This window comes from Halomonas sp. A020 (assembly GCF_027943625.1).
Taxonomy (GTDB): Bacteria; Pseudomonadota; Gammaproteobacteria; order Pseudomonadales; family Halomonadaceae; genus Vreelandella; species Vreelandella piezotolerans.
Genome location: NZ_AP022850.1, coordinates 1,360,569 through 1,384,411, shown reverse-complemented (window position 1 = coordinate 1,384,411; position 23,843 = coordinate 1,360,569). Strand labels below are relative to the sequence as shown.

Below are 23,843 nucleotides of genomic sequence, written 5' to 3'. Positions count from 1 at the left end.
CCAACGTTGACGATGAGGCCAACAACGTGAAAATTGATAACCTTAATCCGCTGCTTCGTAATACACCAGCGCAGCAGCGTGACGATGCTCAAAAAATCAGTGGCACCAAGCCATCGGAAACGGGTAACACGACCCGTGAAGCCACTCAGCTTAGCCAGTCTAGGATCGATGATAGTCAAGATATCGACATGACTAAAGTCCAAGAAATTCGCGATGCCATTCGCGAAGGTCGGCTTGAAGTACGTGCCGACCGAATCGCTGATGGCCTGCTTGCCAACTTGAAAGACCTATGAGCCTATCACGCCTTCTTTCCAGTCAGTTGCAGCGTCTTGAAGCACTTATCGAGCTACTTACCGATGAGCAAGAGCAGCTGACCAAAGGCAGTATCGATGGTGAAGTGTTAACAGACATCGCTGCCAAGAAACAGGCACTGCTTGCAGAGCTTGAGCGTATGGAAGTTTTACGCCGCGGCGTTCAAACCAAGCTTGGCTATCCAGAAGGCGCTCCTGGCGCCAAACAAGCTGCCACCGATGCCGATTGCTTAGCCACTTGGGAAAGCCTGCTCGAAAAGAGTGAACGCGTATCACGCATGAACGCGCTGACCGGCCAAATGCTGTCCGTGCGCATGAAGCACAATCAAGAAATGCTCGACTATATCCGGCAAATTGCCGAGAAAACCCTGTATAAACCGAATGGTCGTAACAGCGCTCAGCCAGGACGTATCAATGCGTCGGCTTGAACGACAAGCATAGACAAACCCTATACAAAACGCTTCAATGAGAACAACACTGTTCACTATTGGAGCGTGTCATGTTTCCCTATCTCCCCGAAGATTTTACCGCCGTTATTGCAGGTGCCAATGGCGGCATTGGTCGTGCCATGTTGCACACCCTTTTGGCTGCACCTCAAACAGGGCGCGTCATTGCGGCTAGCCGTTCAACGATAGCGATGCAGCATCCAAAACTCGAGGCGCTTTCCGCGGACATCACCACGTCGACAGGTCGCGATGCGCTGTGTAACGCATTGGATGGGCAGCCCGTTCACTTACTCTTCAATGCCGTGGGCGTTCTTCACGATACGTCTAAGCACATACAACCCGAAAAACGACTAGAGCAGTTGGATGAGGCAGCCTTTGCCCACGTCATGCACGTCAATGCGGCAACGCCTGCGCTACTCATTGGTGCCCTCAAGCCCTCACTGCAAGGCCAGCACCCCACGATCATCGCCAGCCTCTCTGCTCGAGTCGGCTCCATTACCGACAATGGGTACGGCGGCTGGTATAGCTACCGTGCCAGTAAAGCTGCGCACAACATGTTGATGAAGACAGCGGCCATCGAGCTGAGCAGGCTTAATAAACAGTCGATCGTTCTTTGTCTTCACCCAGGCACGACGGACAGCTCTCTGTCGAAGCCGTTTCAAGCACGCGTCCCTGCCGAAAAGTTGTTCAGCCCAGAGTTCGTGTCAACACGGCTAATCGAGGTCATAAACAAGAGATCCCCCGAGGAAACCGGCAGCTTTTGGGACTGGGCGGGTGAGTCGATCGAGTGGTAACGACCTTGGTATTTTCGCTTAATTATTAGAAGTTCTTACAGCAAAAAGCCCCGCACACGGTGTGTACGGGGCTTATCGAGCGCACAACAAAAAACCCAGCCGGTTGGCTGGGTTCTTTGCGGTATAAGTGCCTGACGATGACCTACTCTCGCATGGGGAGACCCCACACTACCATCGGCGCTAAGCGGTTTCACTTCTGAGTTCGGCATGGGATCAGGTGGTTCACGCGTGCTATGGTCGTCAGGCGTAACGGGTAATGCATATCATGCTGAGTGCGTCGTTGACGCGGTAAGTGATCGTCTCATGTCCGCCAGCGTCTTGGCGGGCGAATGCGTATCCGGTTTTCCGAGTGGCTGTCCACTCGATCGTTATCACGGCGACCAGACCCCTTGGGTGTTATAGGGTCAAGCCTCACGGGCCATTAGTACACGTTAGCTCAACGCCTTGCAGCGCTTCCACACCGTGCCTATCAACCAGCTGGTCTCGCTGGGCCCTTTAGGAGACTCTAGGTCTCGGGGATGTCTCATCTTGAAGGGGGCTTCCCGCTTAGATGCTTTCAGCGGTTATCCCGTCCGACCATAGCTACCCGGCAATGCCACTGGCGTGACAACCGGAACACCAGAGGGTCGTCCACTCCGGTCCTCTCGTACTAGGAGCAGCTCTTCTCAAACATCCAACGCCCACGGCAGATAGGGACCGAACTGTCTCACGACGTTCTAAACCCAGCTCGCGTACCACTTTAAATGGCGAACAGCCATACCCTTGGGACCGACTTCAGCCCCAGGATGTGATGAGCCGACATCGAGGTGCCAAACACCGCCGTCGATGTGAACTCTTGGGCGGTATCAGCCTGTTATCCCCGGAGTACCTTTTATCCGTTGAGCGATGGCCCTTCCATACAGAACCACCGGATCACTAGAACCTGCTTTCGCACCTGCTCGACGTGTCTGTCTCGCAGTCAAGCACCCTTATGCTCTTGCACTCATTGCACGATGTCCGACCGTGCTGAGGGTACCTTCGTGCTCCTCCGTTACGCTTTGGGAGGAGACCGCCCCAGTCAAACTACCCACCACACACTGTCCTCGATCCGGATCACGGACCTGAGTGAGAACGCCAATGATGCCAGGCTGGTATTTCAAGGTTGGCTCCACCCGAACTGGCGTCCGGGTTTCAAAGCCTCCCAGCTATCCTACACAGGCAACATCAGCGTCCAGTGTGAAGCTATAGTAAAGGTTCACGGGGTCTTTCCGTCTAGCCGCGGGTACACCGCATCTTCACGGCGATTTCAATTTCACTGAGTCTCGGGTGGAGACAGCGTGGCCATCATTACGCCATTCGTGCAGGTCGGAACTTACCCGACAAGGAATTTCGCTACCTTAGGACCGTTATAGTTACGGCCGCCGTTTACCGGGGCTTCGATCAAGAGCGTCGGCCGAGGCCTAACACCATCACTTAACCTTCCGGCACCGGGCAGGCGTCACACCCTATACGTCCGCTTGCGCGTTAGCAGAGTGCTGTGTTTTTACTAAACAGTTGCAGCCACCTGGTATCTTCGACCGGTTCGGGCTGAAGGAGCAAGTCCTCTCACCCTATGCCGGCGTGCCTTCTCCCGAAGTTACGGCACCATTTTGCCTAGTTCCTTCACCCGAGTTCTCTCAAGCGCCTTGGGATTCTCACCCTGACCACCTGTGTCGGTTTGGGGTACGGTCGCACATGATCTGAAGCTTAGAGGCTTTTCCTGGAAGCGTGGCATCAATGACTTCGACACCGTAGTGTCTTCGTTTCGTGTCTCGGCCTTGAGCACCCGGATTTACCTAAGCGCTCAGCCTACTCACTTTCACCAGGACAACCAACGCCTGGCTCACCTAGCCTTCTCCGTCCCCCCATCGCAATCATGTCCGGTACGGGAATATTGACCCGTTTCCCATCGACTACGCCTTTCGGCCTCGCCTTAGGGGCCGACTCACTCTGCTCCGATTAGCGTCGAACAGAAACCCTTGGTCTTCCGGCGAGGGAGTTTTTCACTCCCTTTATCGTTACTCATGTCAGCATTCGCACTCGTGATACCTCCAGCATGCTTCTCAACACACCTTCATCGGCTTACACGACGCTCCTCTACCGCTCACACATAGTGTGAACCCGTAGCTTCGGTACCTGGTTTAGCCCCGTTACATCTTCCGCGCAGGCCGACTCGACTAGTGAGCTATTACGCTTTCTTTAAAGGATGGCTGCTTCTAAGCCAACCTCCTAGCTGTCTGAGCCTTCCCACATCGTTTCCCACTTAACCAGGATTTGGGGACCTTAGCTGACGGTCTGGGTTGTTTCCCTTTTCACGACGGACGTTAGCACCCGCCGTGTGTCTCCCACGCTGGCACTCACCGGTATTCGGAGTTTGCCTCGGGTTGGTAAGTCGGGATGACCCCCTAGCCGAAACAGTGCTCTACCCCCGGCGGTGATACGTGAGGCGCTACCTAAATAGCTTTCGAGGAGAACCAGCTATCTCCGAGCTTGATTAGCCTTTCACTCCGATCCACAAGTCATCCAAATCTTTTTCAACAGATCCTGGTTCGGGCCTCCAGTTGATGTTACTCAACCTTCACCCTGCTCATGGATAGATCGCTCGGTTTCGGGTCTATATCCAGCGACTGTGTCGCCCAGTTAAGACTCGGTTTCCCTACGGCTCCCCTATACGGTTAACCTCGCCACTGAATATAAGTCGCTGACCCATTATACAAAAGGTACGCAGTCACGGAACAAGTCCGCTCCTACTGCTTGTACGCACACGGTTTCAGGATCTATTTCACTCCCCTCTCCGGGGTTCTTTTCGCCTTTCCCTCACGGTACTGGTTCACTATCGGTCAGCCAGGAGTATTTAGCCTTGGAGGATGGTCCCCCCGTCTTCAGTCAAGGTTTCTCGTGCCCCGACCTACTCGATTTCACGTGATCAGATTTTCGACTACGGGGCTATCACCCGCTATGGCCAGACTTCCCAGTCTGTTCGCCTAATCTTTCACACGCTTAAGGGCTGGTCCCCGTTCGCTCGCCGCTACTAGGGGAATCTCGGTTGATTTCTTTTCCTCAGGGTACTTAGATGTTTCAGTTCCCCTGGTTCGCCTCTTACGCCTATGGATTCAGCGCAAGATACTCATCTTGTGATGAGTGGGTTTCCCCATTCAGAGATGTCCGGGTCACAGGTCGTTTGCCACCTCACCGAACCTTATCGCAGGCTACCACGTCTTTCATCGCCTCTGGCTGCCTAGGCATCCACCGTGTGCGCTTCATTGCTTGACCCTATAACCCGAAGGGGTCTGGTGTCTCGCAATGATAACGATTGCCGGATACGCTTGAGACGTATCACTTAACAATTACGTATGAACGTTATAAAACGTTCATGTCAGCATGATATACATTGTTAAAGAGCGACTGCTATGCGCAGTGATAAGCGGATGCTTTTTTCACTTCAAAAGAAAAGGAAAGACCTTTTTTCTTTTTTTAATGTGAAGAAAACGCTTATCACTGCGTAACGACAGCATTCTGATCAGGTAATTCATTGTGAGCGCTTACCGCGAGGATGAGTCATCGGTTAAGGAGGTGATCCAGCCGCAGGTTCCCCTACGGCTACCTTGTTACGACTTCACCCCAGTCATGAACCACACCGTGGTGATCGCCCTCTTGCGTTAGGCTAACCACTTCTGGTGCAGTCCACTCCCATGGTGTGACGGGCGGTGTGTACAAGGCCCGGGAACGTATTCACCGTAGCATTCTGATCTACGATTACTAGCGATTCCGACTTCACGGAGTCGAGTTGCAGACTCCGATCCGGACTGAGATCGGCTTTTCGGGATTGGCTCACTCTCGCGAGTTGGCAACCCTTTGTACCGACCATTGTAGCACGTGTGTAGCCCTACTCGTAAGGGCCATGATGACTTGACGTCGTCCCCACCTTCCTCCGGTTTGTCACCGGCAGTCTCCTTAGAGTTCCCGCCATTACGCGCTGGCAAATAAGGACAAGGGTTGCGCTCGTTACGGGACTTAACCCAACATTTCACAACACGAGCTGACGACAGCCATGCAGCACCTGTCTCTGCGTTCCCGAAGGCACTAAGGTATCTCTACCAAATTCGCAGGATGTCAAGAGTAGGTAAGGTTCTTCGCGTTGCATCGAATTAAACCACATGCTCCACCGCTTGTGCGGGCCCCCGTCAATTCATTTGAGTTTTAACCTTGCGGCCGTACTCCCCAGGCGGTCGACTTATCGCGTTAACTTCGCCACAAAGTGCGCTAGGCACCCAACGGCTGGTCGACATCGTTTACGGCGTGGACTACCAGGGTATCTAATCCTGTTTGCTACCCACGCTTTCGCACCTCAGTGTCAGTGTCAGTCCAGAAGGCCGCCTTCGCCACTGGTATTCCTCCCGATCTCTACGCATTTCACCGCTACACCGGGAATTCTACCTTCCTCTCCTGCACTCTAGCTTGACAGTTCCGGATGCCGTTCCCAGGTTGAGCCCGGGGCTTTCACAACCGGCTTATCAAGCCACCTACGCGCGCTTTACGCCCAGTAATTCCGATTAACGCTTGCACCCTCCGTATTACCGCGGCTGCTGGCACGGAGTTAGCCGGTGCTTCTTCTGCGAGTGATGTCTTTCCTAGCGGGTATTAACCGCTAGGCGTTCTTCCTCGCTGAAAGTGCTTTACAACCCGAGGGCCTTCTTCACACACGCGGCATGGCTGGATCAGGGTTCCCCCCATTGTCCAATATTCCCCACTGCTGCCTCCCGTAGGAGTTCGGGCCGTGTCTCAGTCCCGATGTGGCTGATCATCCTCTCAGACCAGCTACGGATCGTGGCCTTGGTGAGCCGTTACCTCACCAACTAGCTAATCCGACATAGGCTCATCCGATAGCGGGAGCCGAAGCCCCCTTTCTCCCGTAGGACGTATGCGGTATTAGCCTGGGTTTCCCCAGGTTATCCCCCACTACCGGGCAGATTCCTATGCATTACTCACCCGTCCGCCGCTCGTCAGCATCCAGCAAGCTGGATCTGTTACCGCTCGACTTGCATGTGTTAGGCCTGCCGCCAGCGTTCAATCTGAGCCATGATCAAACTCTTCAGTTTAAGATCAATGCGGTTCTTGCCTGTCGCCGAAGCAACAGAAGCGAACCAAACTTGGCTCAAGGGTCAAACGAATTCATTCATTAGGCCGAAGCCTGTTTGACGAGTCGCTTGCCTTGATAATAGGTGATTTATCACCCTCATCGGCAAGCGCCCACATGAATTACCTGATCAAATTGTTAAAGAGCAACTTTCTTAATGTCGCTGCGGCGGGCTCGATGACCTGACCCGTGTTGCCTCAGCGAGGAAGGCGTATTCTACGCATTCCGTGGCGTTTGTCAACCGCTGTTTTCAGCGGGCGAAGCGAGCGATCTGACCAACCTACCACAGAGCTCTAACTTCCTGACAAACAAGAGGTTTTTCAACCTCATCACCGCTGGTAACGCTGGGCGTCCCCGGCAGCGGATGCGTACTTTACGGATTCGATGCCGGGTTGGCAAGAGGGTTTTGTAAAAAAACTCCAACATCTTTCTGCCAAGCTGAAATGCTGTCCTCCTTAGGCTGGAGGAGTCATCGCGCCCATCGCCCCAGCTACTAGCGACTCAGAACTCAAATCGGCAATCGTACGAGCCCCTGTCAGGGTCATGGCTACCTTCATCTCTTTCTCGAACAGATCGAGCAGGTGAGCAACTCCGGCCTCGCCTGCCGTTGCCAGTGCATAGATGAAGGCACGACCAATGAGCGCAGTGTCCGCCCCCATGGCAATCATGCGCACGACATCGAGACCACTGCGCACGCCAGAATCGGCCAAAATCGCCAGATCACCTTTCACCGCATCCGCAATGGCAGGGAGCGCACGCGCGGTTGAAGGCACGCCATCTAACTGCCGGCCGCCGTGATTGGACACCACGATCCCATCGGCACCAAAGCGCACGGCATCCCGCGCATCTTCCGGATCCAGAATCCCCTTGATGATCATCGGACCGTCCCAAAACTCCCGAATCCACTCTAAGTCCTTCCAGGAAATCGCCGGATCGAAGTTATTCCCCAGCCAAGCGATATAATCCTCCAGCTCGGTGGGCTTACCCCGGTAGTCGGACACGTTGCCCAGATCATGGGGCCGACCTTTGACACCGACATCCCAAGCCCATAGAGGATGCAGCGCTGCTTGAAGTATACGTCGTGTCGGACCGTGCTTGCCGCTCATGCCGGAGTGCGCATCGCGGTAGCGCGCGCCGGGCACCGGCATATCGACGGTAAAAATCAGCGTTTTCACACCTGCCGCCTTGGCGCGCTCAAGAACATGTTTCATGAAGCCCCGGTCTTTTAGCACGTAGAGCTGGAACCAAATGGGGCGATCGACGGCAGCGGCCACTTCTGCGATGGGGCAAACCGATACGGTAGAGAGTGTAAAAGGAATCCCTTTCTTGGTCGCGGCACGCGCCGCCTGGACTTCTCCCCGTCGAGCATACATACCCGCCAACCCGACGGGCGCCAGCGCCAGCGGCATCGCTAGCTTCTCACCCAGCAGCTCGGTTTCCAGTGACAGCGACGACATGTCTTTGAGCACACGCTGGCGTAGCGCGACGTCACGCAGATCGTCGACATTTCGCCGCAATGTATGCTCGGCATACGACCCACCATCGGCATAGTGAAAGAGGAAGGGGGGAAGGCGGCGCTTGGCAGCCTGCCGATAGTCCGTAGAAGCAGAGATGATCATGACGGGCCCTATGCACGAAAGACGTTATTGTAAGTAGCCATTAAAAGTAGGCGCGAATTCGCTGATGATGGCGTTACACTCCGACCGACCGCAAACAGCGACACGCCTGTCATCAAGCCAATATTGGTAATACCAATTTACAAATAATGATCAATAACGTTAATGACAAGCTGGTGGTATGTCAAACGAAGATCCCTTCTGACGTGCAAACCAACTTTATACTTTAGTTTACTCGCAGTCGCTAACACGGTGGGTATTCGCTGCTTGAGTAGCGCTCTAAAACACCTTACTATTGGTCTTACCAATTAAGGGAGCCCCACCAATGACCTACCCTCCGCTCCGTCAACAGCGCCTTGCCGACGTGATAACGGAACGCCTGGAAGCCATGATCTTGGAAGGCAGCCTCAAGCCCGGCCAACGTTTACCGCCAGAAAGGGAGCTTGCCGAGCGTTTCGGCGTATCGCGCCCTTCGCTGCGCGAAGCCATTCAGAAGCTAGCGGCTCGCGGCCTGCTCATCAGCCGCCAGGGAGGCGGCACCTTCGTCAATGAAACGCTGAATAGTGGTTACACTGATCCGCTGCTGGAAATGCTCTCGCGCCATAACGAATTCCATTTGGACCTGCTGGAATTTCGTGACGCCATGGAGGGCATTTCCGCCTATTATGCGGCCCTTCGCTCCACGCCTGCCGACAAAGCCGTGCTCATTCAGCGCTTCGAGGAGCTGGACGGTGGCTTCGTCGGTGCCGATCCTGCGCAGGAAGCCAAACTAGACGCCGCGTTTCATCTTGCCATTGCGGAAGCAGCGCACAACGTGCTGCTGCTGCACACCATCCGCGGCATTTTCCACCTGCTCGAGCAGAGCATCGTGGATAATCTGGCCCATCTGTTTGCCAAGCCCGACTCGCGCACGCAACTCATGAAACAGCACCGTGCTTTACTGGACGCCATCTTAGAAGGCCGTGCCGAAGACGCCCGCGCCCGCGCCCATGAACACTTGGTGTACGTAGAGGAGGGCTTGCTGGAGATGGCCAGAGCCGAGACTCGCGCCCAGCGCGCGTTACGCCGTGCCCAGGGCACCAGCAGCCCGGCATGAACAGTCATGTCAGTCCTACCGCGCGGCGCTGGCGGCTGCTATGGCTGATCGTCATTCCCCTAGGGCTACTGCTATGTATGTGGCAAGCGTCCCAGCTCGCTCGTGAGCAGGCACTCTCGAATCTTCAAGATGATGCCGAAAACGAGCTGCGCCTTTCTGCAGCCAACTTGAACGGCTATCTGCTGCGCTACGACTACCTGCCACAAATGCTGGCCACGCGGGAAGGCATCCAACGCTTCTTGGACTCCCCCGAAAGCCAGGACCCCATGCCACTCAACCTGCTGCTGGATCGTTTTCGTTTCACTTCAGGCGTCTCGGACGTTTACCTGCTTGATCGCGATGCCGACACCATCGCGGCTAGCAACTGGCATCGCCCCAACACGTTCATTGGTCAGAACTACGCGTTTCGCAGCTACTACTCCGATGCCATCGCGGGTGGCCAGGGACGCTTTTTTGGGCTAGGGATCCAGTCGTTAGAGCGCGGCTACTACTTTTCCTCTCCGGTGTGGCTGGACGACACCTCTCCCGATGCCAAGCCCGATGGTGTGATCGTGGTAAAAGTGCTGCTCGATGACGTCGAGGAGAGTTGGGCCGAGCAGGACGCCGAACTGTTCGTCACCGATAGCGACAACATCATCTTCATGGCCAGCCACCCCGAACTGCGCATGAATGCCCTCTACCCATTGAGCGACGTCCAGCGCAACGCACTGCGCGCTACTCGCCGTTACGCCATGGAGCCGCTATCGCCCTCCGGCATTCAGCTGGATACTCCTTACGCGCCCGGCAGCTATTTGGTGAGCTTCGCGCATGGCCCACTGAGCGGGGGTCGCTATTTAAGCCTCACCCGGCCAATTCCTGAGTTTGGCTGGCAAATGCATATTCTCAAACCGCTGACGCCGGTCATCAATGCTCAGTGGATTGCCGCTTTTATGGCAGGGGGGCTCTATAGCGTTATCGCCCTGGCAGGCGGCATTGGCTGGCAGCGCCTAAGGTTACGTCGAGAGCGTGAAGCGTTTGCCGAGCGAGAGCGTCAAACGTTGGCCCGGGTGCGCGATGAGCTTGAAGTCAGCGTCGAGCGTCGCACCCGGGATCTGGTCGCCAGTAATCAGCGTCTTTCGGATGAAATCGAAGAGCGGCGGCGAGCAGAGGCCAACTTGCGTCAAACCCAGGATGAACTGATCCAAGCCGCCAAGCTCGCCGTGCTAGGTCAACTGGCGGCGGGCATCAACCATGAGCTCAACCAACCCCTCGCCGCCATTCGCGCCTACGCCGAAAACGCCCGGCGCTTTATCGAGCTGGCACGCATCGAGCGCGCTGACGCCAACTTGGCGCATATCGTCGAACTCACTGAACGCATGGCCGACATTAGCGCCCAACTGCGCCAATTCTCTCGCAAAAGCAGCGATCGTCAAGAAACGATTTCGGTTCAAGCATGCATCGAGTACGCCCTGCGCCTGTTTCATAGTCGCCTGCGCGATGACGCTATCCACGTGGTTCATCAGTGGCCCGAAGAGACCCTCTGGGTAGAGGGCGACTTAGTGCGCCTTGAGCAGGTACTCGTGAACCTGATTGGCAACGCGGTTCAGGCAATGAAGGAGGCCGAGGCACCTGTTCTGACGCTGAGTGCCCAAATAGACGACGCGCACATCGTCATCAGCGTGGCAGATAATGGCCCAGGCATTGCGACGGATCATCTAGGCCATATTTTCGAGCCCTTTTTTACCACCAAAGCGCCGGGCAGCGGACTAGGGCTAGGACTCTCGATCTCCTCGCGTATTATGGAGGACCTGGGAGGCAAGCTACAGGCCCGCAATCTTGTCGATGGCGGCGCCTGCTTTACGGTAACTCTGCCACGTTCGCCAGCGCCTTCCGCCTCCCGCCATGAAGAGGAGAACCCTTCCCATGCATGAGCCGTCGACACTGCCGGTCATGGTGATCGACGACGAGCCGCATCTTCGTATCACCGCCAGTCAAACCTTAGAACTCGCCGGTTATACGCCCCACTGCTTCGAGTCGGCCGAGCAGGCACTGGCCGCACTGCCAGCCAATTTCCCCGGCGTCATCGTCAGCGATATTCGAATGCCAGGCATGGACGGCATGTCCCTGTTGCATGAACTGCATAGCCGCGACGCCACGCTGCCGATCATTCTGATTACCGGCCACGGCGATATCTCCACCGCCGTGGAGGCAATGCGGGCAGGCGCTTGGGACTTCCTGGAAAAGCCTTTCGCAGGCGACCAGCTGCTGGATGTGGTGAGGCGTGGCATCGAAAAGCGCCAGCTCAGCCTCGAAAACCTGCGTTTGAAAGCCGAGCTAGAGGTGCAGCAAGCCGCACTAGGGCCACGTCTGGTCGGGAGAACGCCAGTGATCTCACGTCTCGCCGCGATGATTCAGCGCATCAGCCAAGTGGAGGCCGACGTGCTGTTGTTTGGCGAGACCGGCACCGGCAAAGACCTGGTTGCTCGGGCGATTCATGAGCGTAGCGCCCGGCGTAACAGCCCCTTTATGGCCATCAACTGCGGCGCGGTGCCAGAAAACACGATCGAATCCGAACTGTTTGGTCATGAGAAAGGGGCATTTACTGGCGCAGTGGAGCGGCGCATTGGCAAATTCGAGCATGCCAACGGTGGCACGGTCTTTTTGGATGAGATCGAATCGATGCCGCTGGCGCTGCAGGTGAAACTGCTGCGCGTATTGCAAGAGCGTAGCGTGGAGCGCCTCGGCGCCAACGAAGCAGTGCCGCTCGATATTCGTGTGATCGCTGCCACCAAAGTGGATCTAAAAATGGCCGCGGAGGAAGGGCGCTTTCGTGAAGACCTCTACTACCGACTCAACGTGGTCACGCTGCCCCTTCCCGCTCTGCGTGAGCGGCGCGAAGATATTCCCCTGCTGTTCCAGCACTTTGCCGTCGTCGCCGCCAACCGCAGCGGTTTGGAAGCGCCTACCCTGGATAGCCATGCGGTTGCGGCCCTGTTGGCCCACGATTGGCCTGGCAACGTTCGCGAGCTGCGCAATTTAGCAGAGCGTTACGTGCTGTTAGGCGCGGCGTTCGACTACCGTCTGGATGTCTTGCTCGAGGGGGTCACCGCAGATACGCAAGAACCCACGCTGCCACGCCAAGTAGAGTTGTTCGAAAAAAGTCTGATCAGCCAATCCCTGGCACGTCATCATGGCCGAGTGACCGATGTGTGTCGTCATTTAGGGATTCCGCGTAAAACGTTTTACGACAAGCTAAAGAAACATGGCCTCAGCGCCGATGACTATCGCCACAGCAGCGAGCCTTGATGAAATAACTCCAGCAGCACGCTCCAGGGGGGTACCCAAGGCATCAGCACCAACAGGGCGATCAGCATCAATAGGTTGGATAGCGGACGGCGGCTATCCCCCAGCTTCAGCGCTGTCCCGAACGAGCGCTTGAGCCGTGCACCTTCCAAATCGACACTAAACAGCTCGTCCAGGCCCAAGTGGATGATAAAACCCAACAACACCGCCGCTCCATGGGACCACGCCAGCCAGGCAGGCTGCGCCAATACGTGGTAACTGATAGCGGCGGCGGCCAGCGCACAGAGCCCTGCCGCCATCAGCGAGTGCCAGATACCACGATGCACGGTCAGGCGCGAAAATAGCACCGCCGCTAAATAGCGCACCGAAAAATAGATGCCCCCGCAGGCCACCAGCAGCAACCCAGGCGTCAGCCAGGGCTGGAGCAGCAGCACGCCCAACACCAGCGAAGGAACGGATAATAGATTGAAAATCAGTCGTATAGAGCGAGAGCGGTCGGCGTCGATGTCAGGCAGGATCCCGCCAAACGCCACCAGCGCAATGACCAGCAGTGCTTGAGGCGCTCCCCACCACTGGGCTTGCCAGCCAACGTAAGCCATTAGCGTGCCGCCCGCTGCTGCTACCGTAATATGCGTGCGAAAATTAGCCATGTCGCGGCACCCTAGAAAACTGGATAAATTACCAGATTTTTAGAGAGCGCAACATGGCTATTTTAGAAAAAAGAGTGGTTAGGCAAGCGCTTAGCGTCCGCTGTCGGTATCACTGAGAAACCGGTCTTTTAACTTGACATAATTACCCGCCGTGTAAGGAAAGAAGGCGCGCTCTTTCTCTTTCAGCGGGCGCAGCGCTTTTGCCGGGTTGCCTGCATAAACGAAGCCGCTCTCCAGCCGTTTCCCGGGTGTCACCACGGCGCCAGCGGCTATGATGACCTCATCTTCGACGACGGCCCCATCCATGACGATTGCCCCCATTCCCACCAGGATACGGTTACCCAGCGTGCAGCCATGCAGAATGGCTTTATGGCCGATGGTCACGTCGTCACCAATGGTCAGCGGAAAACCCTCCGGATTGAAGTCGCTCGCATGGGTGATGTGCAGCACGCTGCCATCCTGAACGCTGGTCCGCGCGCCAATGGTGATACGGTGCATATCGCCACGAATCACGGTCATCGGCCATACAGAACAGTCGTCGCCTAGCGTGACATTGCCGATCACCACGCTAGCGGGGTCGATATAGACACGCTCACCCAACTGCGGCGAGACGCCTTGATAGGTCCTTAAGGCACTGCTCATGGCACACTCCTCTGAAGCATTTCGCGTTTCGTAACGACACATGATGAGGGAACTATAACAACCCACCCAGTAGAACGATAAACGTCAGTGGAATCGATACCCAGCGGACGATAGTGCGCCACAGGACATAACCACCATCGCCCACGCCCAGCGCTTTCACGACCAGCGCTTGCGGCATCACCCAGGCGGCAAAGGTGGCAATCAGCAAACCGCCCAAGGGTAGAAAGATGTCAGGCGGAATACTGCTCACTAGCTCGAACACGTTACGGCCAAGCAGTGGCCGGAACTCGGCCAGCGTGGAAAATGAAAACGCCGACAGCAGGCCGAGAAGCCAAACGCTGATGGCCACCACGGCGGTGGAAACACTGCGTCGCCAACCCAGCCCTTGCAGCGTTGCCACCATTGGCTCGGCCAAGTTGATCGCCGAGGTCCACGTGGCGAGCAGCAGCAGTAAGAAAAAAACGCTGAGCCAGAGCGAGCCCCACGGCAGCTCGGAAAACGCGATCGGCAGCGTCACGAACATCAGTCCTGGGCCATCGGCAGGGTCCATGCTTTGCGCAAACACCACCGAGAAAATCGCGATGCCCGCCAACAGCGCCACACTGATATCCAGCACTGCCACAGCGAAAGCCGCTTTGGGCAGGCTCTGCTCATCGGGCATATAAGCACCGTATGCCATCAACGCGCAGGCCCCGACAGCCAGGGTAAAGAACGCGTGACCCATGGCGTGCAATACAACCGCGGGCGTCACGTCGGTAAAGGAGGGTAGAAAGAGCCAGGACAGCGCCGTGCCAAAACCTGTGGTGGTAGTGGCGTAAACGGCCAATAGCAGCAGCAAGCCGTAAAGCAGCGGCATCAGCAGGTTGTTGAGACGCTCGAGTCCCTTGGCGACGCCCGCGGCCACCACCGTCATGGTCATGAACAGAAACAGCGAGTGATTGAAGATCAGCAGCCCTGGATTCGCTAGAAAGGCTTCGAACCCCGCGCCGATCTCGGCAGCGCTGGCGCCGTGGAAATTGCCGTTCACCGAGGCGACCAGAAACTCGATCGACCAGCCGGACACCACCGAATAAAACGACAAAATACAGAACACGGTGAACGCACCAAACAGCCCCAGCCAACGCCAGTACCGTGACGCCCCGGCTTCGGATGCCAACACGCCGAGCGCCTGCATCGGCCCGCGCCGCCCGGCACGCCCGATGAGAATTTCCGCCATCATCACGGGAATCCCAAGTAGCAACACGAACGCCACATAAATCAGCAAAAAAGCAGCGCCGCCGTTCTCTCCCGCCACATAGGGGAAGCGCCAAATATTACCCAGCCCAACCGCAGCACCTGTTACCGCCAAGATAAAGGCCCGCTTCGACCCCCAGCGCTCTAGCGTTTCACTCATTACTTGCTCCTGCCATGGGTGGCATTGTTTGGTGACACTTGCAAATTAAGGATATGGAAAGGCGGCAAGACTAGCAGGCACCCGCCCCCAGGCCAAACGCTTGCAGCGGGCCGAGCATTGAAACAGCGCCCTACTGCCCGCACTGTGTCATCATCAGTGCATGCATTGTGTGCACCTTCACTTGATGACTGCCGAGGTACTTATGTCCCGCAACCCGTTGCTAGAGAGTCACGAGCTTCCCCCTTTCGCCGACATTCGTGCCAACCACGTAGTGCCCGCCGTAGAAACGCTGCTCGATGAAAGCCGCGAGGCGATTGATCGACTCGCCCAACAGGCCGCTACGACGCCACCCACATGGGAGAATTTTGCCGCCCCACTGGAAGGCGTGAATGACCGTCTTTCCCAAGCCTGGTCGCCGGTATCGCACCTCAACGGCACCATGAACACGCCAGAGCTGCGCGACGCGTACCAAGCCTGTCTGGAAAAACTCTCTGCGTTTGGCACCTGGGTTGGCCAGCACGAAGGGCTGTTCAAAGGCTGGCAGGCGCTAAAAGAGAGCGAGAGTTGGTCAACGCTGACGGCCGCCCAACAGCGTACGGTGGATAACGCCCTGCGCGATTTTCGCCTGGCCGGGGTCGATCTCCCTGCGGATAAGAAGGTTCGCTACGGCGAGATTCAATCCCGCCTCTCGACGCTGTCTAATCAGTTCTCCAACAACGTGCTGGATGCCACTCAGGCGTGGCACAAAGACATTCAGGATCGTGCGTCGTTGGCTGGCGTTCCTGAGAGCGCCCTGGAAACCCTCAAAGCCCTGGCAGATGCCAAAGGCGTGGAGGGCTACCGTATTACGCTGGATTTCCCGAGTTTCTTCCCCATCGTCAGCTACGCCGACAGCCGTGAACTGCGCGAGGAGGTGTATACCGCCTTCGTGACCCGAGCCTCCGACCAGGGTCCCAACGCGGGTAAGTTCGACAACGCGCCCATTTTGGAAGAGATTCTAGCCCTGCGTCAGGAGTTGGCGCAGCTGCTGGGCTTCGCGACCTACGCCGACTACTCGCTGACCACCAAAATGGCGGACTCCCCCACGCAGGTGTTGGACTTTCTGGAAGATCTCGCCCGTCGCGCCAAGCCTCAAGCGCAAGAGGAGTTTGCCGAGCTCAGCGCTTACGCCCGCGACGAGCTCGGCATCGAGACGCTCAAACCCTGGGATGTCGCCTACGTCAGTGAAAAGCTTCGCGAAGCGCGTTACGCTATCTCCCAAGAGCAGCTGCGTCCCTACTTCCCCGCGCCACGGGTCGTCGATGGCTTGTTCCAGGTCGTCGAGCGTCTTTATAACGTGCATATCGAAGCGGATGACAGCGCCCCGAGCTACCACGACGATGTCCGCTTTTACCGCATCAGCGAGCACGGCAAGTCGATTGCCGGTTTCTATCTAGATCTCTACGCCCGTGAAGGGAAACGTGGCGGCGCGTGGATGGCCGACTGCCGGGTACGCCGCAAAACCGATAACGGCGTGCAGCTCCCCGTGGCCTTTTTGACCTGCAACTTCACCGCGCCGGTGGGCGGCAAACCTGCGCTCCTCACCCATGACGAAGTGACCACGCTGTTCCACGAATTCGGCCATGGCCTGCATCACATGCTGACCAAGCAGGAGGTGGCCGACGTCTCAGGCATCAATGGCGTCGCCTGGGATGCGGTAGAACTGCCCAGCCAGTTCATGGAGAACTACTGCTGGGAGCGAGAAGGCCTCGACCTGCTAGCCAAACACGTAGACACCGGCGAACCGCTGCCAGACGTTCTGTTCGAGCGTCTGCAAGCGGCCAAAAACTTCCAGTCTGCCATGGGCATGGTGCGACAGATCGAGTTTTCACTGTTCGACCTGCGCCTCCACCATGAGCTGGAAGCACCTTCGGCTAGCGATGTACAAGCGCTGCTCGACGACGTGCGTCGCCAAACCTCCGTCGTACCGGTGGTCGACTTCAACCGCTTCCAAAATAGCTTCAGCCACATCTTTGCAGGCGGCTACGCCGCTGGCTACTACAGCTATAAGTGGGCGGAGGTCCTCTCTGCCGATGCCTGGAGTGCCTTTGAAGAGGCGGGTATCTTTGATCCCACCACTGGCCAGCGCTTCCGCGAGGAAATTCTTGAGCAAGGCGGCGCTCGGGATGCCGCCGAGCTATTCCGTGCTTTCCGGGGCCGTGAACCCAGCGTCGAGCCGCTGCTACGCCATAGCGGTATCCGCGCGGCCTAAACCGACCGTTTCGATACGGTGCGGCGGCTCAGCCGTCGCACCTTGGGAGCCAAACCGATGTCGAGTGTTAAACGTTTTATCGCGGGGGTGACTTGCCCACGCTGCGCCGCCATGGACCGTATTCGCGCTTGGGAGCAAAACGGTATTCGCTACCGGGAGTGCGTCAGCTGCGATTTTTTCGAACAGTTGCCCATTGAGGACGACGCAGCCCCTGAACTCACCACTCGTGTGAATCAAGTGCGCGATGAGCAAAAAGTCCAGGACGTGCAGCCTGTGCGTATTCTGGATCCTGGCAAAAAGAAGTAACGCCCTCGCCGACCCATCGACCAACCCCGGGTAGCGACTAAGGCGCTGCCCACTCAAGGTGTGCGGAATTCCGCACATCACCCCGCTTACCCCGTGCGAAAAGCCAGACACTTACCGCGTTTTGCATTTCAACCAAAGTTGAAGACCATTTTCTCAATCTATTGATTTAAAAATAAAAATACGTACATGGCACGAGTATCGCTCTGTATAAGCTGCTTAATGATGAAGCACTGGCGGTGTCCCACACGCGCCAGACGATAATCCCAATAACAGCTTAGGAAAACTCGCCATGCGCAATACGATGCCCAAAACGATTGCCCTGCTCGCTGGTGGCGCGCTACTCGCCGCCGGTACTGCCCACGCGGACCGCTCCGAGTGGCCAACCAACTTCACGGTGGGTACGGCCAGTCAAGGCGGCACCTACTTCGTTTACGGCTCTGGCTGGGCAAACTTCATCGCCGATGAGCTCGGTGTTTCAGGCGGCGGCGAAGTGACTGGTGGCCCTACCCAAAACCTGGCGCTAGTACATAGCGGCGATATGGCGTTCGGCCTAACCACCATGGGACCGGCTTCCGATGCCATGAAAGGCGAAAGCCCGCTGGCCCCAGGCCTAGTAATGGACAACGTGTGCGCGCTGTTCCCGATGTACGAGACTCCGTTCTCCATCGCAGCGCTCTCGAGCTCTGGCATTACTTCCATCTCTGAGATTCCTGACGGTGCGCGCATCGGCTTCGGCCCGGCGGCATCGACGTCTGACACCTACTTCCCAGCCATGCTGGAAACACTGGGCGTCAACTTCGAGCGCCGTAACGGCGGCTGGTCGGATCTGGGCGGTCAGCTTCAGGACGGCTTGCTGGACGTCGTCGCGTTTGCTGCAGGTATCCCGATTCCGGCGGTTAGCCAGTTAGAAGTACAAACCGACGTGAACATCATCGAATTTACCGAAGAAGAGCTGGCCACCGTGCTGGAAAACTATCCGGTTGCTGAATTCACCATTCCGGCCAGCACCTACACCACACTGGAAGAAGATGCGCGCGCCGTCTCCATGTGGAACTTCGCCATTGCCGGTTGTGACCTGCCGGAAGACTTCATCTACGAAGTCACCAAGGCGACCATGGAAAACAACGATCGGATGCGTGACGTACACCGCAGCGCTGAAACCAGCATCCCGGAGAACATCGTTCATAACAACGTACTGCCCTTCCACCCGGGTGCAGCACGCTGGTACGAAGAGAACGGTTACGACATCTCTGACGATATGATCAAGTAAGTACGCCGCACCATCGCGCTGCCCCGTCACCGACCCTGTCGGGCGGGGCAGCGTTCGCTACTGCCCCTTTCTCTGCTTTTGCTGTGAGGGTGACCTCTGATGAGTCACAATACCGACCAAGACCCCAACGGCCTCAAGGATGACGCCCTAGCTGGTTCATCAACGCCCGAATCGATTGCCGATGGCGTCGATGAGGAAGTCGTTGAGCCCAACCGCCGCCTATTCGTCGGCTGGCAGTTCCTACTATTTGCAGCACTGGCGATTGCCTACTCGGGTTTCCACCTGTTTTCACTCAACGTGTATCCCATGGAGACCTGGTCGTTTCGCATCGTTCACATCGCCGGTGCGTTGATTTTGGGTTACGGCCTGTTTGCCGGTGCCCGCTTTGCCGAAGATGCGCAGCAAGCGTCACCTGCTTGGTTGAAATGGGTGAGCTACGCGCTGCTGGTGCCTGCGGTTTACGCTCTGGTGCAGGTCTTCTTGATGCAGCAGACCATTAACGGCGGTGCCATGCGCATCGACCCGACCATCGAGACGCTGCACTTTGGCTACCCACTGATGGCGACTACCGCCGTCGCGATCGTACTCTCCTGGTTCTATCGTCAGGAGCGCCACCGCTTCAACGCCGCTGACCTCGTGCTCATGGTGTGTGCACTGGCCAGCGCAGGCTACCTGCTGATGGCGTTCAACACCACCATGCGGATGTCTACCGGCACCTCGTTTGCGCCTCCCGGCATTTCGTGGGCGGCCATTGCAGGTTCGCTACTGATTCTCGAACTGACCCGCCGCGTCGCTGGCTTGGCGCTGGTCGTCATTTCCGCCGTCTTCCTGACCTACGTGTTTGCTGGCCCCTATCTGCCGGGTTTCCTAGGCTACCCGGGGCTGTCGATTCAGCGTTTCTTTAGCCAGGTCTACACCGATGCGGGCATTCTCGGCCCGACCACGGCGGTCTCTTCTACCTATATCATTCTCTTCATCATTTTTGCCGCCTTCCTACAGGCCTCCAAAGTAGGTGATTACTTCGTCAACTTCGCCTTTGCCGCGGCAGGCCGTGCCCGCGGCGGCCCGGCGAAAGTCGCCATCTTTGCCTCTGGCTTGATGGGCATGATCAACGGCACGTCGGCCGGTAACGTGGTCTCCACGGGTTCTCTAACCATTCCGCTCATGAAAAAAGTGGGCTACCCCGCACGTAGTGCAGGGGCCATCGAGGCCGCCGCGTCTACCGGTGGTCAGATCATGCCGCCCATCATGGGCGCAGGTGCGTTCATCATGGCGGAAGTGACCGGTATCCCTTATACCGAAATCGCCATTGCCGCTGTCATCCCGGCCATTCTCTACTTTGCCTCGATCTACTTCATGGTGGATTTCGAAGCCGCCCGTAAAGGCATGCGCGGCATGCGCAAAGACGAGATTCCGCTGTTCTCCAAGCTGGTAAAACAGGTCTATCTGTTCGCGCCGATCATCATTTTGATCGTAGCGCTATTCATGGGCTACTCGGTGATTCGTGCAGGTACGCTGGCCACCGCCTCTGCGGCCGTGGTGAGCTGGATTTCGCCCAACAAGATGGGCCTGCGCGCCATTTTGAGAGCGCTGCAGCTAGCGGGCACCATGTCGATTCAGATCATTGCCGTGTGTGCCTGCGCGGGTTTGATCGTTGGCGTCATCTCGCTGACCGGTGTGGGTGCGCGCTTCTCTTCTCTGCTGCTGGGCTTGGCGGGCGTTAGCCAGCTGCTGGCGCTGTTCTTCGCCATGCTGATCAGCATTCTGCTAGGCATGGGCATGCCGACCACGGCGGCTTACGCGGTGGCGGCCTCGGTCGTGGCACCGGGGTTGATCAACATCGGCATCGAGCCGCTGATTGCTCACTTCTTCGTGTTCTACTTCGCCGTGGTCTCGGCCATTACGCCGCCGGTGGCGCTGGCCTCTTACGCGGCGGCGGGTATCTCTGGGGACAACCCCATGGGCACGTCGGTGGCGTCGTTCAAGATTGGCTTGGCCGCATTTATCGTGCCGTTCATGTTCTTCTACAGCCCGGCGATGCTGATGGAAGGCTCTGCCATGCAAATCCTGCGCGTTGGCCTCACCGCTACGCTGGGTATCGTGCTGCTCTCAGGCATGGTGCAGAAGTGGTTCTTCGGCCCGGTGAACGTCATCCAGCGTGTGGTCATGCTGGTGGGCGCACTTTTCTTGATCTACGGCGGTATCTATACCGATATTGCAGGCCTCGCCATTGGTACAGTGCTATTTGTCATGCAGCGCAAGCAGCACGGTGGCAAAGGCAAGATTGCCAACGCAACCTAAGCAATAACGACTCCTCCTCGAGCAACAGCCGGAACCCTTGGGTTCCGGCTGTTTTTTCTCCAGCGTAGCGTACCTCGCTGCGCAATGCCGGTCAGCGCAGCGTGAACCAAAGCGCCGCCGCCAGCATCGATAGCAACGTTACCGGCACGCCAACTTTAGTAAACGCCACGAATCCTAGATGAACCCCATGGCGTTTCGCGCCCTCTGCCACGATCAAGTTCACCACGCTGCCGATCAGCAGCAGGTTCCCCGCCAAGGTCGACATCACCGCCAACATGACGAGGGTGGACTCCGGCAACCCAGGAAACAGCCCCAACAGCAGCACTACAAAGGGCACGTTGCCAATCACGTTACTGGCCATCAACGCGATGCCCGTCATACTCCACGCACCGCTAGGCAGCCCGTCTTCGCCTAACAGACGATTCACCACCGCGCTGGCCTCGGGCAGCGATGCCACGCTCCCCGTAACGATGAAGAGGCCCACGAACAGCAGTAGCAGGTTCCAATCGACGGCTTGGGTATAACGGTGGCTGGCCACCCGGCGCGACATCATCAGCACCAGGGCCACGGCCAGCGCCGACCACTCGCGGGGGAGCGGCGTCGAGAACAGTACCAACAAGGCAACGGCAGCCAACAGCGGCTTATAGCGAAGGCTTTCTGTCATAGGCGCCGTTGCCAATGGCGCCGAAGCGGGGCCACTGAGCCACCAGCGCCGCCGCCAGACGAGCCAGATGACGCTGTAGGTAGCCATCAGCGCGACCAGCGCAGGGACGGCGGCTTGCAGGCTGTAATCCCAAAACGCTAAGTCGCCCGCCTGACCAATCAGAATATTTTGCGGGTTGCCAATTAGGCTCGCCGCCGAGCCTGCATTGCAGGACATCGCCAGGGCCAGCAGGAACGGCCGAGGGTCCAGCCCTCGAGCCAGCAGCGCCTGGCATAGCAGCGGCGTCAGCGCGAAGGCGACGATATCATTGACCAACAGCGCCGATAGCCCTCCGCCCAACAGCACCACCCCCAGGAGCAGCTTGGTCGGCTGGGCGGCATGCCGAGCCATCCACTCCGATAGCCGATGATACACTCCTGAAAAACCAAACTGCGCCGAGACCAACATCAATGCCATCAGCAGCACCAGCGCGCCAATATCGATATGGCTGGCAATCTCTTCCAACCGGACGGTGCCGGTTATCAGCAACACACATGCCGCCGCGAGGGCCATCCAAGAGCGGTCGACCTGCAGGCCGGGTAATCGGCCCACTGCCATGCCCAGGTAGGTAAATGCGAACACGGCAGTGATCAACCACATCGTGTGGTGCTCCTTCTCTATGCGCGAATCGAGCAGGCATCATACGGCGCTTGCCGATCGCCACAAAGCGCTAAAAATTTGTTAGAGACCCATAAAAAAAGCCGGCCTGCATCAAGGATGCAGACCGGCATGACTAACAGACGACAGTGTTAACTCAGGTTATCCATCACCTTCAATACCGGGGCTGCCTGGTTAAGCGTGTAGAAGTGTAGGCCTGGCGCACCGCCGTCAAGCAGGCGTTCGCACAGGCGCGTCACCACATCGGTGCCGAAGGCGGCAATCGCATCGCTGTCATCGCCATAGGCTTCCAACTGCTTACGGATCCAGCGAGGGATTTCGGCACCGCAAGCGTCGGAGAAGCGCGCCAACTTGGTGTAATTAGTAATCGGCATGATGCCGGGAATGATCGGCTGCTCGACGCCCAGCGCCCGCGCTTTATCGACGAAGTGGAAGTAAGCATCGGCGGTAAAGAAGTACTGGGTGATCGCCATATTGGCGCCCGCCTTCATTTTACGCGCGAAGTTTTCCACATCCTTGTCGAGGTTAGGCGCCTGTGGATGAGATTCCGGATAGGCTGCGACGGCGATATCGAAGTGATCCCCCGTTTCCTCACGAATGAATTCCACTAGCTCGTTGGCGTAGCGCAGCTCGCCGATACTGCCCATACCAGAGGGCATGTCACCGCGCAGCGCTACGAGACTATCGACCCCTTCTTCGCGGTACTTGGCAAGCAAATCACGAAGCTGGGCTTTCTCGCTGCCAATACAGGAAAGATGCGGAGCCGTGGTAATGCCGCTTTGGCTGACGGTCCGGACGATATCTCTAGTGCGCGCCTGGGTGGAGCCCCCTGCACCGTAGGTCACCGAGAAGAAACGCGGATGACGTGCGGCCAACTCATCGCGTACATGAATTAGCTTCTCCCGGCCAGCATCGGTGTTGGGCGGAAAGAATTCGAAGCTAATACCTAGCGGATGCTCTTGGCTGCTCATGGTTTATCCTCGCAGGACGGTAACGTGATCATTATTTG

The 23,843-nt window shown here is 57.3% G+C and carries 16 protein-coding genes and 3 rRNA genes; 10 read left to right on the top strand and 9 right to left on the bottom strand.

Going from position 1 to position 23,843, the window contains the following annotated elements; translation table 11 throughout:
• Positions 1-26: 26 nt before the first annotated feature.
• The 3 genes from flgM to FRH_RS06340 all read left to right on the top strand — a co-directional run bounded on the left by flgM (position 27) and on the right by FRH_RS06340 (position 1,551).
• Positions 27-293: a flagellar biosynthesis anti-sigma factor FlgM gene (flgM, locus tag FRH_RS06350; protein ID WP_139527769.1), complete on the top strand. Its 267-nt coding sequence runs from the start codon at positions 27-29 to the stop codon at positions 291-293.
• On the top strand, positions 290-739 hold the full coding sequence (locus tag FRH_RS06345; RefSeq protein ID WP_139527767.1) for a flagellar protein FlgN: 450 nt from the start codon (positions 290-292) through the stop codon (positions 737-739). The genes flgM and FRH_RS06345 overlap by 4 nt, the downstream gene beginning before the upstream one ends.
• A 71-nt stretch (positions 740-810) precedes the next feature.
• Positions 811-1,551, top strand: coding sequence for an SDR family NAD(P)-dependent oxidoreductase (locus tag FRH_RS06340; protein ID WP_139527765.1), 741 nt, complete (start codon positions 811-813; stop codon positions 1,549-1,551).
• A gap of 129 nt (positions 1,552-1,680) precedes the next feature.
• On the opposite strand, the gene rrf is transcribed toward FRH_RS06340, so the two are convergent.
• The 4 genes from rrf to lldD all read right to left on the bottom strand — a co-directional run bounded on the left by rrf (position 1,681) and on the right by lldD (position 8,325).
• A 5S ribosomal RNA gene (gene rrf, locus FRH_RS06335) occupies positions 1,681-1,796 on the bottom strand.
• A 155-nt stretch (positions 1,797-1,951) separates the two neighbouring features.
• Positions 1,952-4,842, bottom strand: a 23S ribosomal RNA gene (locus tag FRH_RS06330).
• A 293-nt stretch (positions 4,843-5,135) separates the two neighbouring features.
• Positions 5,136-6,668, bottom strand: a 16S ribosomal RNA gene (locus FRH_RS06325).
• Together the 16S, 23S and 5S rRNA genes form the textbook arrangement of a ribosomal RNA operon.
• Positions 6,669-7,161: 493 nt before the next feature.
• A complete protein-coding gene (gene lldD, locus FRH_RS06320; RefSeq protein ID WP_139528551.1) occupies positions 7,162-8,325 on the bottom strand; it encodes an FMN-dependent L-lactate dehydrogenase LldD in 1,164 nt (387 codons plus the stop codon).
• A gap of 322 nt (positions 8,326-8,647) precedes the next feature.
• Between lldD and FRH_RS06315 the strand changes: the two genes are divergently transcribed.
• Genes FRH_RS06315 through FRH_RS06305 form a run of 3 tightly spaced genes read left to right on the top strand, consistent with a single transcriptional unit; the run spans position 8,648 to position 12,703 of the window.
• On the top strand, positions 8,648-9,418 hold the full coding sequence (locus FRH_RS06315; RefSeq protein ID WP_139528552.1) for a GntR family transcriptional regulator: 771 nt from the start codon (positions 8,648-8,650) through the stop codon (positions 9,416-9,418).
• Positions 9,415-11,328, top strand: a complete 1,914-nt coding sequence (locus FRH_RS06310; RefSeq protein WP_139528553.1) for an ATP-binding protein — start codon at positions 9,415-9,417, stop codon at positions 11,326-11,328. The genes FRH_RS06315 and FRH_RS06310 overlap by 4 nt, the downstream gene beginning before the upstream one ends.
• On the top strand, positions 11,321-12,703 hold the full coding sequence (locus FRH_RS06305; RefSeq protein ID WP_139528554.1) for a sigma-54 dependent transcriptional regulator: 1,383 nt from the start codon (positions 11,321-11,323) through the stop codon (positions 12,701-12,703). The genes FRH_RS06310 and FRH_RS06305 overlap by 8 nt, the downstream gene beginning before the upstream one ends.
• Here the strand turns inward: FRH_RS06305 and FRH_RS06300 are convergent.
• The 3 genes from FRH_RS06300 to FRH_RS06290 form a co-directional block, all read right to left on the bottom strand.
• Positions 12,679-13,350, bottom strand: a complete 672-nt coding sequence (locus FRH_RS06300) for a metal-dependent hydrolase (RefSeq protein WP_139528555.1) — start codon at positions 13,348-13,350, stop codon at positions 12,679-12,681. The two genes, FRH_RS06305 and FRH_RS06300, sit on opposite strands and share 25 nt — an antisense overlap.
• A gap of 90 nt (positions 13,351-13,440) precedes the next feature.
• A complete protein-coding gene (locus FRH_RS06295) occupies positions 13,441-13,992 on the bottom strand; it encodes a gamma carbonic anhydrase family protein (protein ID WP_139528556.1) in 552 nt (183 codons plus the stop codon).
• A 52-nt stretch (positions 13,993-14,044) separates the two neighbouring features.
• Positions 14,045-15,385 carry a sodium-dependent transporter gene (locus FRH_RS06290; RefSeq protein WP_139528557.1) on the bottom strand — a complete coding sequence of 447 codons (1,341 nt, stop codon included), beginning with the start codon at positions 15,383-15,385 and terminating at the stop codon, positions 14,045-14,047.
• 202 nt (positions 15,386-15,587) lie between these two features.
• Between FRH_RS06290 and prlC the strand changes: the two genes are divergently transcribed.
• The 4 genes from prlC to FRH_RS06270 all read left to right on the top strand — a co-directional run bounded on the left by prlC (position 15,588) and on the right by FRH_RS06270 (position 21,513).
• Positions 15,588-17,636, top strand: a complete 2,049-nt coding sequence (gene prlC, locus FRH_RS06285) for an oligopeptidase A (RefSeq protein WP_281997978.1) — start codon at positions 15,588-15,590, stop codon at positions 17,634-17,636.
• A 57-nt stretch (positions 17,637-17,693) separates the two neighbouring features.
• Positions 17,694-17,942: a YheV family putative zinc ribbon protein gene (locus FRH_RS06280; protein WP_139528559.1), complete on the top strand. Its 249-nt coding sequence runs from the start codon at positions 17,694-17,696 to the stop codon at positions 17,940-17,942.
• Positions 17,943-18,231: 289 nt separating this feature from the next.
• Positions 18,232-19,212, top strand: a complete 981-nt coding sequence (locus FRH_RS06275; RefSeq protein ID WP_139528560.1) for a TAXI family TRAP transporter solute-binding subunit — start codon at positions 18,232-18,234, stop codon at positions 19,210-19,212.
• Between the two features lie 99 nt (positions 19,213-19,311).
• The gene (locus tag FRH_RS06270) at positions 19,312-21,513 is read left to right on the top strand and encodes a TRAP transporter fused permease subunit (protein WP_139528561.1); all 2,202 of its coding nucleotides are present in this window, start codon (positions 19,312-19,314) and stop codon (positions 21,511-21,513) included.
• 91 nt (positions 21,514-21,604) lie between these two features.
• Here the strand turns inward: FRH_RS06270 and FRH_RS06265 are convergent, their stop codons facing one another.
• Positions 21,605-22,816 carry an SLC13 family permease gene (locus tag FRH_RS06265; RefSeq protein WP_139528562.1) on the bottom strand — a complete coding sequence of 404 codons (1,212 nt, stop codon included), beginning with the start codon at positions 22,814-22,816 and terminating at the stop codon, positions 21,605-21,607.
• Positions 22,817-22,965: 149 nt separating this feature from the next.
• On the bottom strand, positions 22,966-23,805 hold the full coding sequence (metF, locus tag FRH_RS06260) for a methylenetetrahydrofolate reductase [NAD(P)H] (RefSeq protein WP_139528563.1): 840 nt from the start codon (positions 23,803-23,805) through the stop codon (positions 22,966-22,968).
• Positions 23,806-23,843 lie beyond the last annotated feature (38 nt).

Bases quoted from the DNA above. Each gene is read 5' to 3' on its own strand.
- FRH_RS06265 (WP_139528562.1), bottom strand. From the start codon at position 22,816: ATGTGGTTGATCACTGCCGTGTTCGCATTTACCTACCTGGGCATGGCA.
- FRH_RS06305 (WP_139528554.1), top strand. From the start codon at position 11,321: ATGCATGAGCCGTCGACACTGCCGGTCATGGTGATCGACGACGAGCCG.
- FRH_RS06280 (WP_139528559.1), top strand. From the start codon at position 17,694: ATGTCGAGTGTTAAACGTTTTATCGCGGGGGTGACTTGCCCACGCTGC.
- FRH_RS06310 (WP_139528553.1), top strand. From the start codon at position 9,415: ATGAACAGTCATGTCAGTCCTACCGCGCGGCGCTGGCGGCTGCTATGG.
- FRH_RS06345 (WP_139527767.1), top strand. From the start codon at position 290: ATGAGCCTATCACGCCTTCTTTCCAGTCAGTTGCAGCGTCTTGAAGCA.
- lldD (WP_139528551.1), bottom strand. From the start codon at position 8,325: ATGATCATCTCTGCTTCTACGGACTATCGGCAGGCTGCCAAGCGCCGC.
- FRH_RS06275 (WP_139528560.1), top strand. From the start codon at position 18,232: ATGCGCAATACGATGCCCAAAACGATTGCCCTGCTCGCTGGTGGCGCG.
- FRH_RS06315 (WP_139528552.1), top strand. From the start codon at position 8,648: ATGACCTACCCTCCGCTCCGTCAACAGCGCCTTGCCGACGTGATAACG.
- FRH_RS06290 (WP_139528557.1), bottom strand. From the start codon at position 15,385: ATGAGTGAAACGCTAGAGCGCTGGGGGTCGAAGCGGGCCTTTATCTTG.
- FRH_RS06270 (WP_139528561.1), top strand. From the start codon at position 19,312: ATGAGTCACAATACCGACCAAGACCCCAACGGCCTCAAGGATGACGCC.
- FRH_RS06295 (WP_139528556.1), bottom strand. From the start codon at position 13,992: ATGAGCAGTGCCTTAAGGACCTATCAAGGCGTCTCGCCGCAGTTGGGT.
- FRH_RS06340 (WP_139527765.1), top strand. From the start codon at position 811: ATGTTTCCCTATCTCCCCGAAGATTTTACCGCCGTTATTGCAGGTGCC.
- metF (WP_139528563.1), bottom strand. From the start codon at position 23,805: ATGAGCAGCCAAGAGCATCCGCTAGGTATTAGCTTCGAATTCTTTCCG.
- prlC (WP_281997978.1), top strand. From the start codon at position 15,588: ATGTCCCGCAACCCGTTGCTAGAGAGTCACGAGCTTCCCCCTTTCGCC.
- FRH_RS06300 (WP_139528555.1), bottom strand. From the start codon at position 13,350: ATGGCTAATTTTCGCACGCATATTACGGTAGCAGCAGCGGGCGGCACG.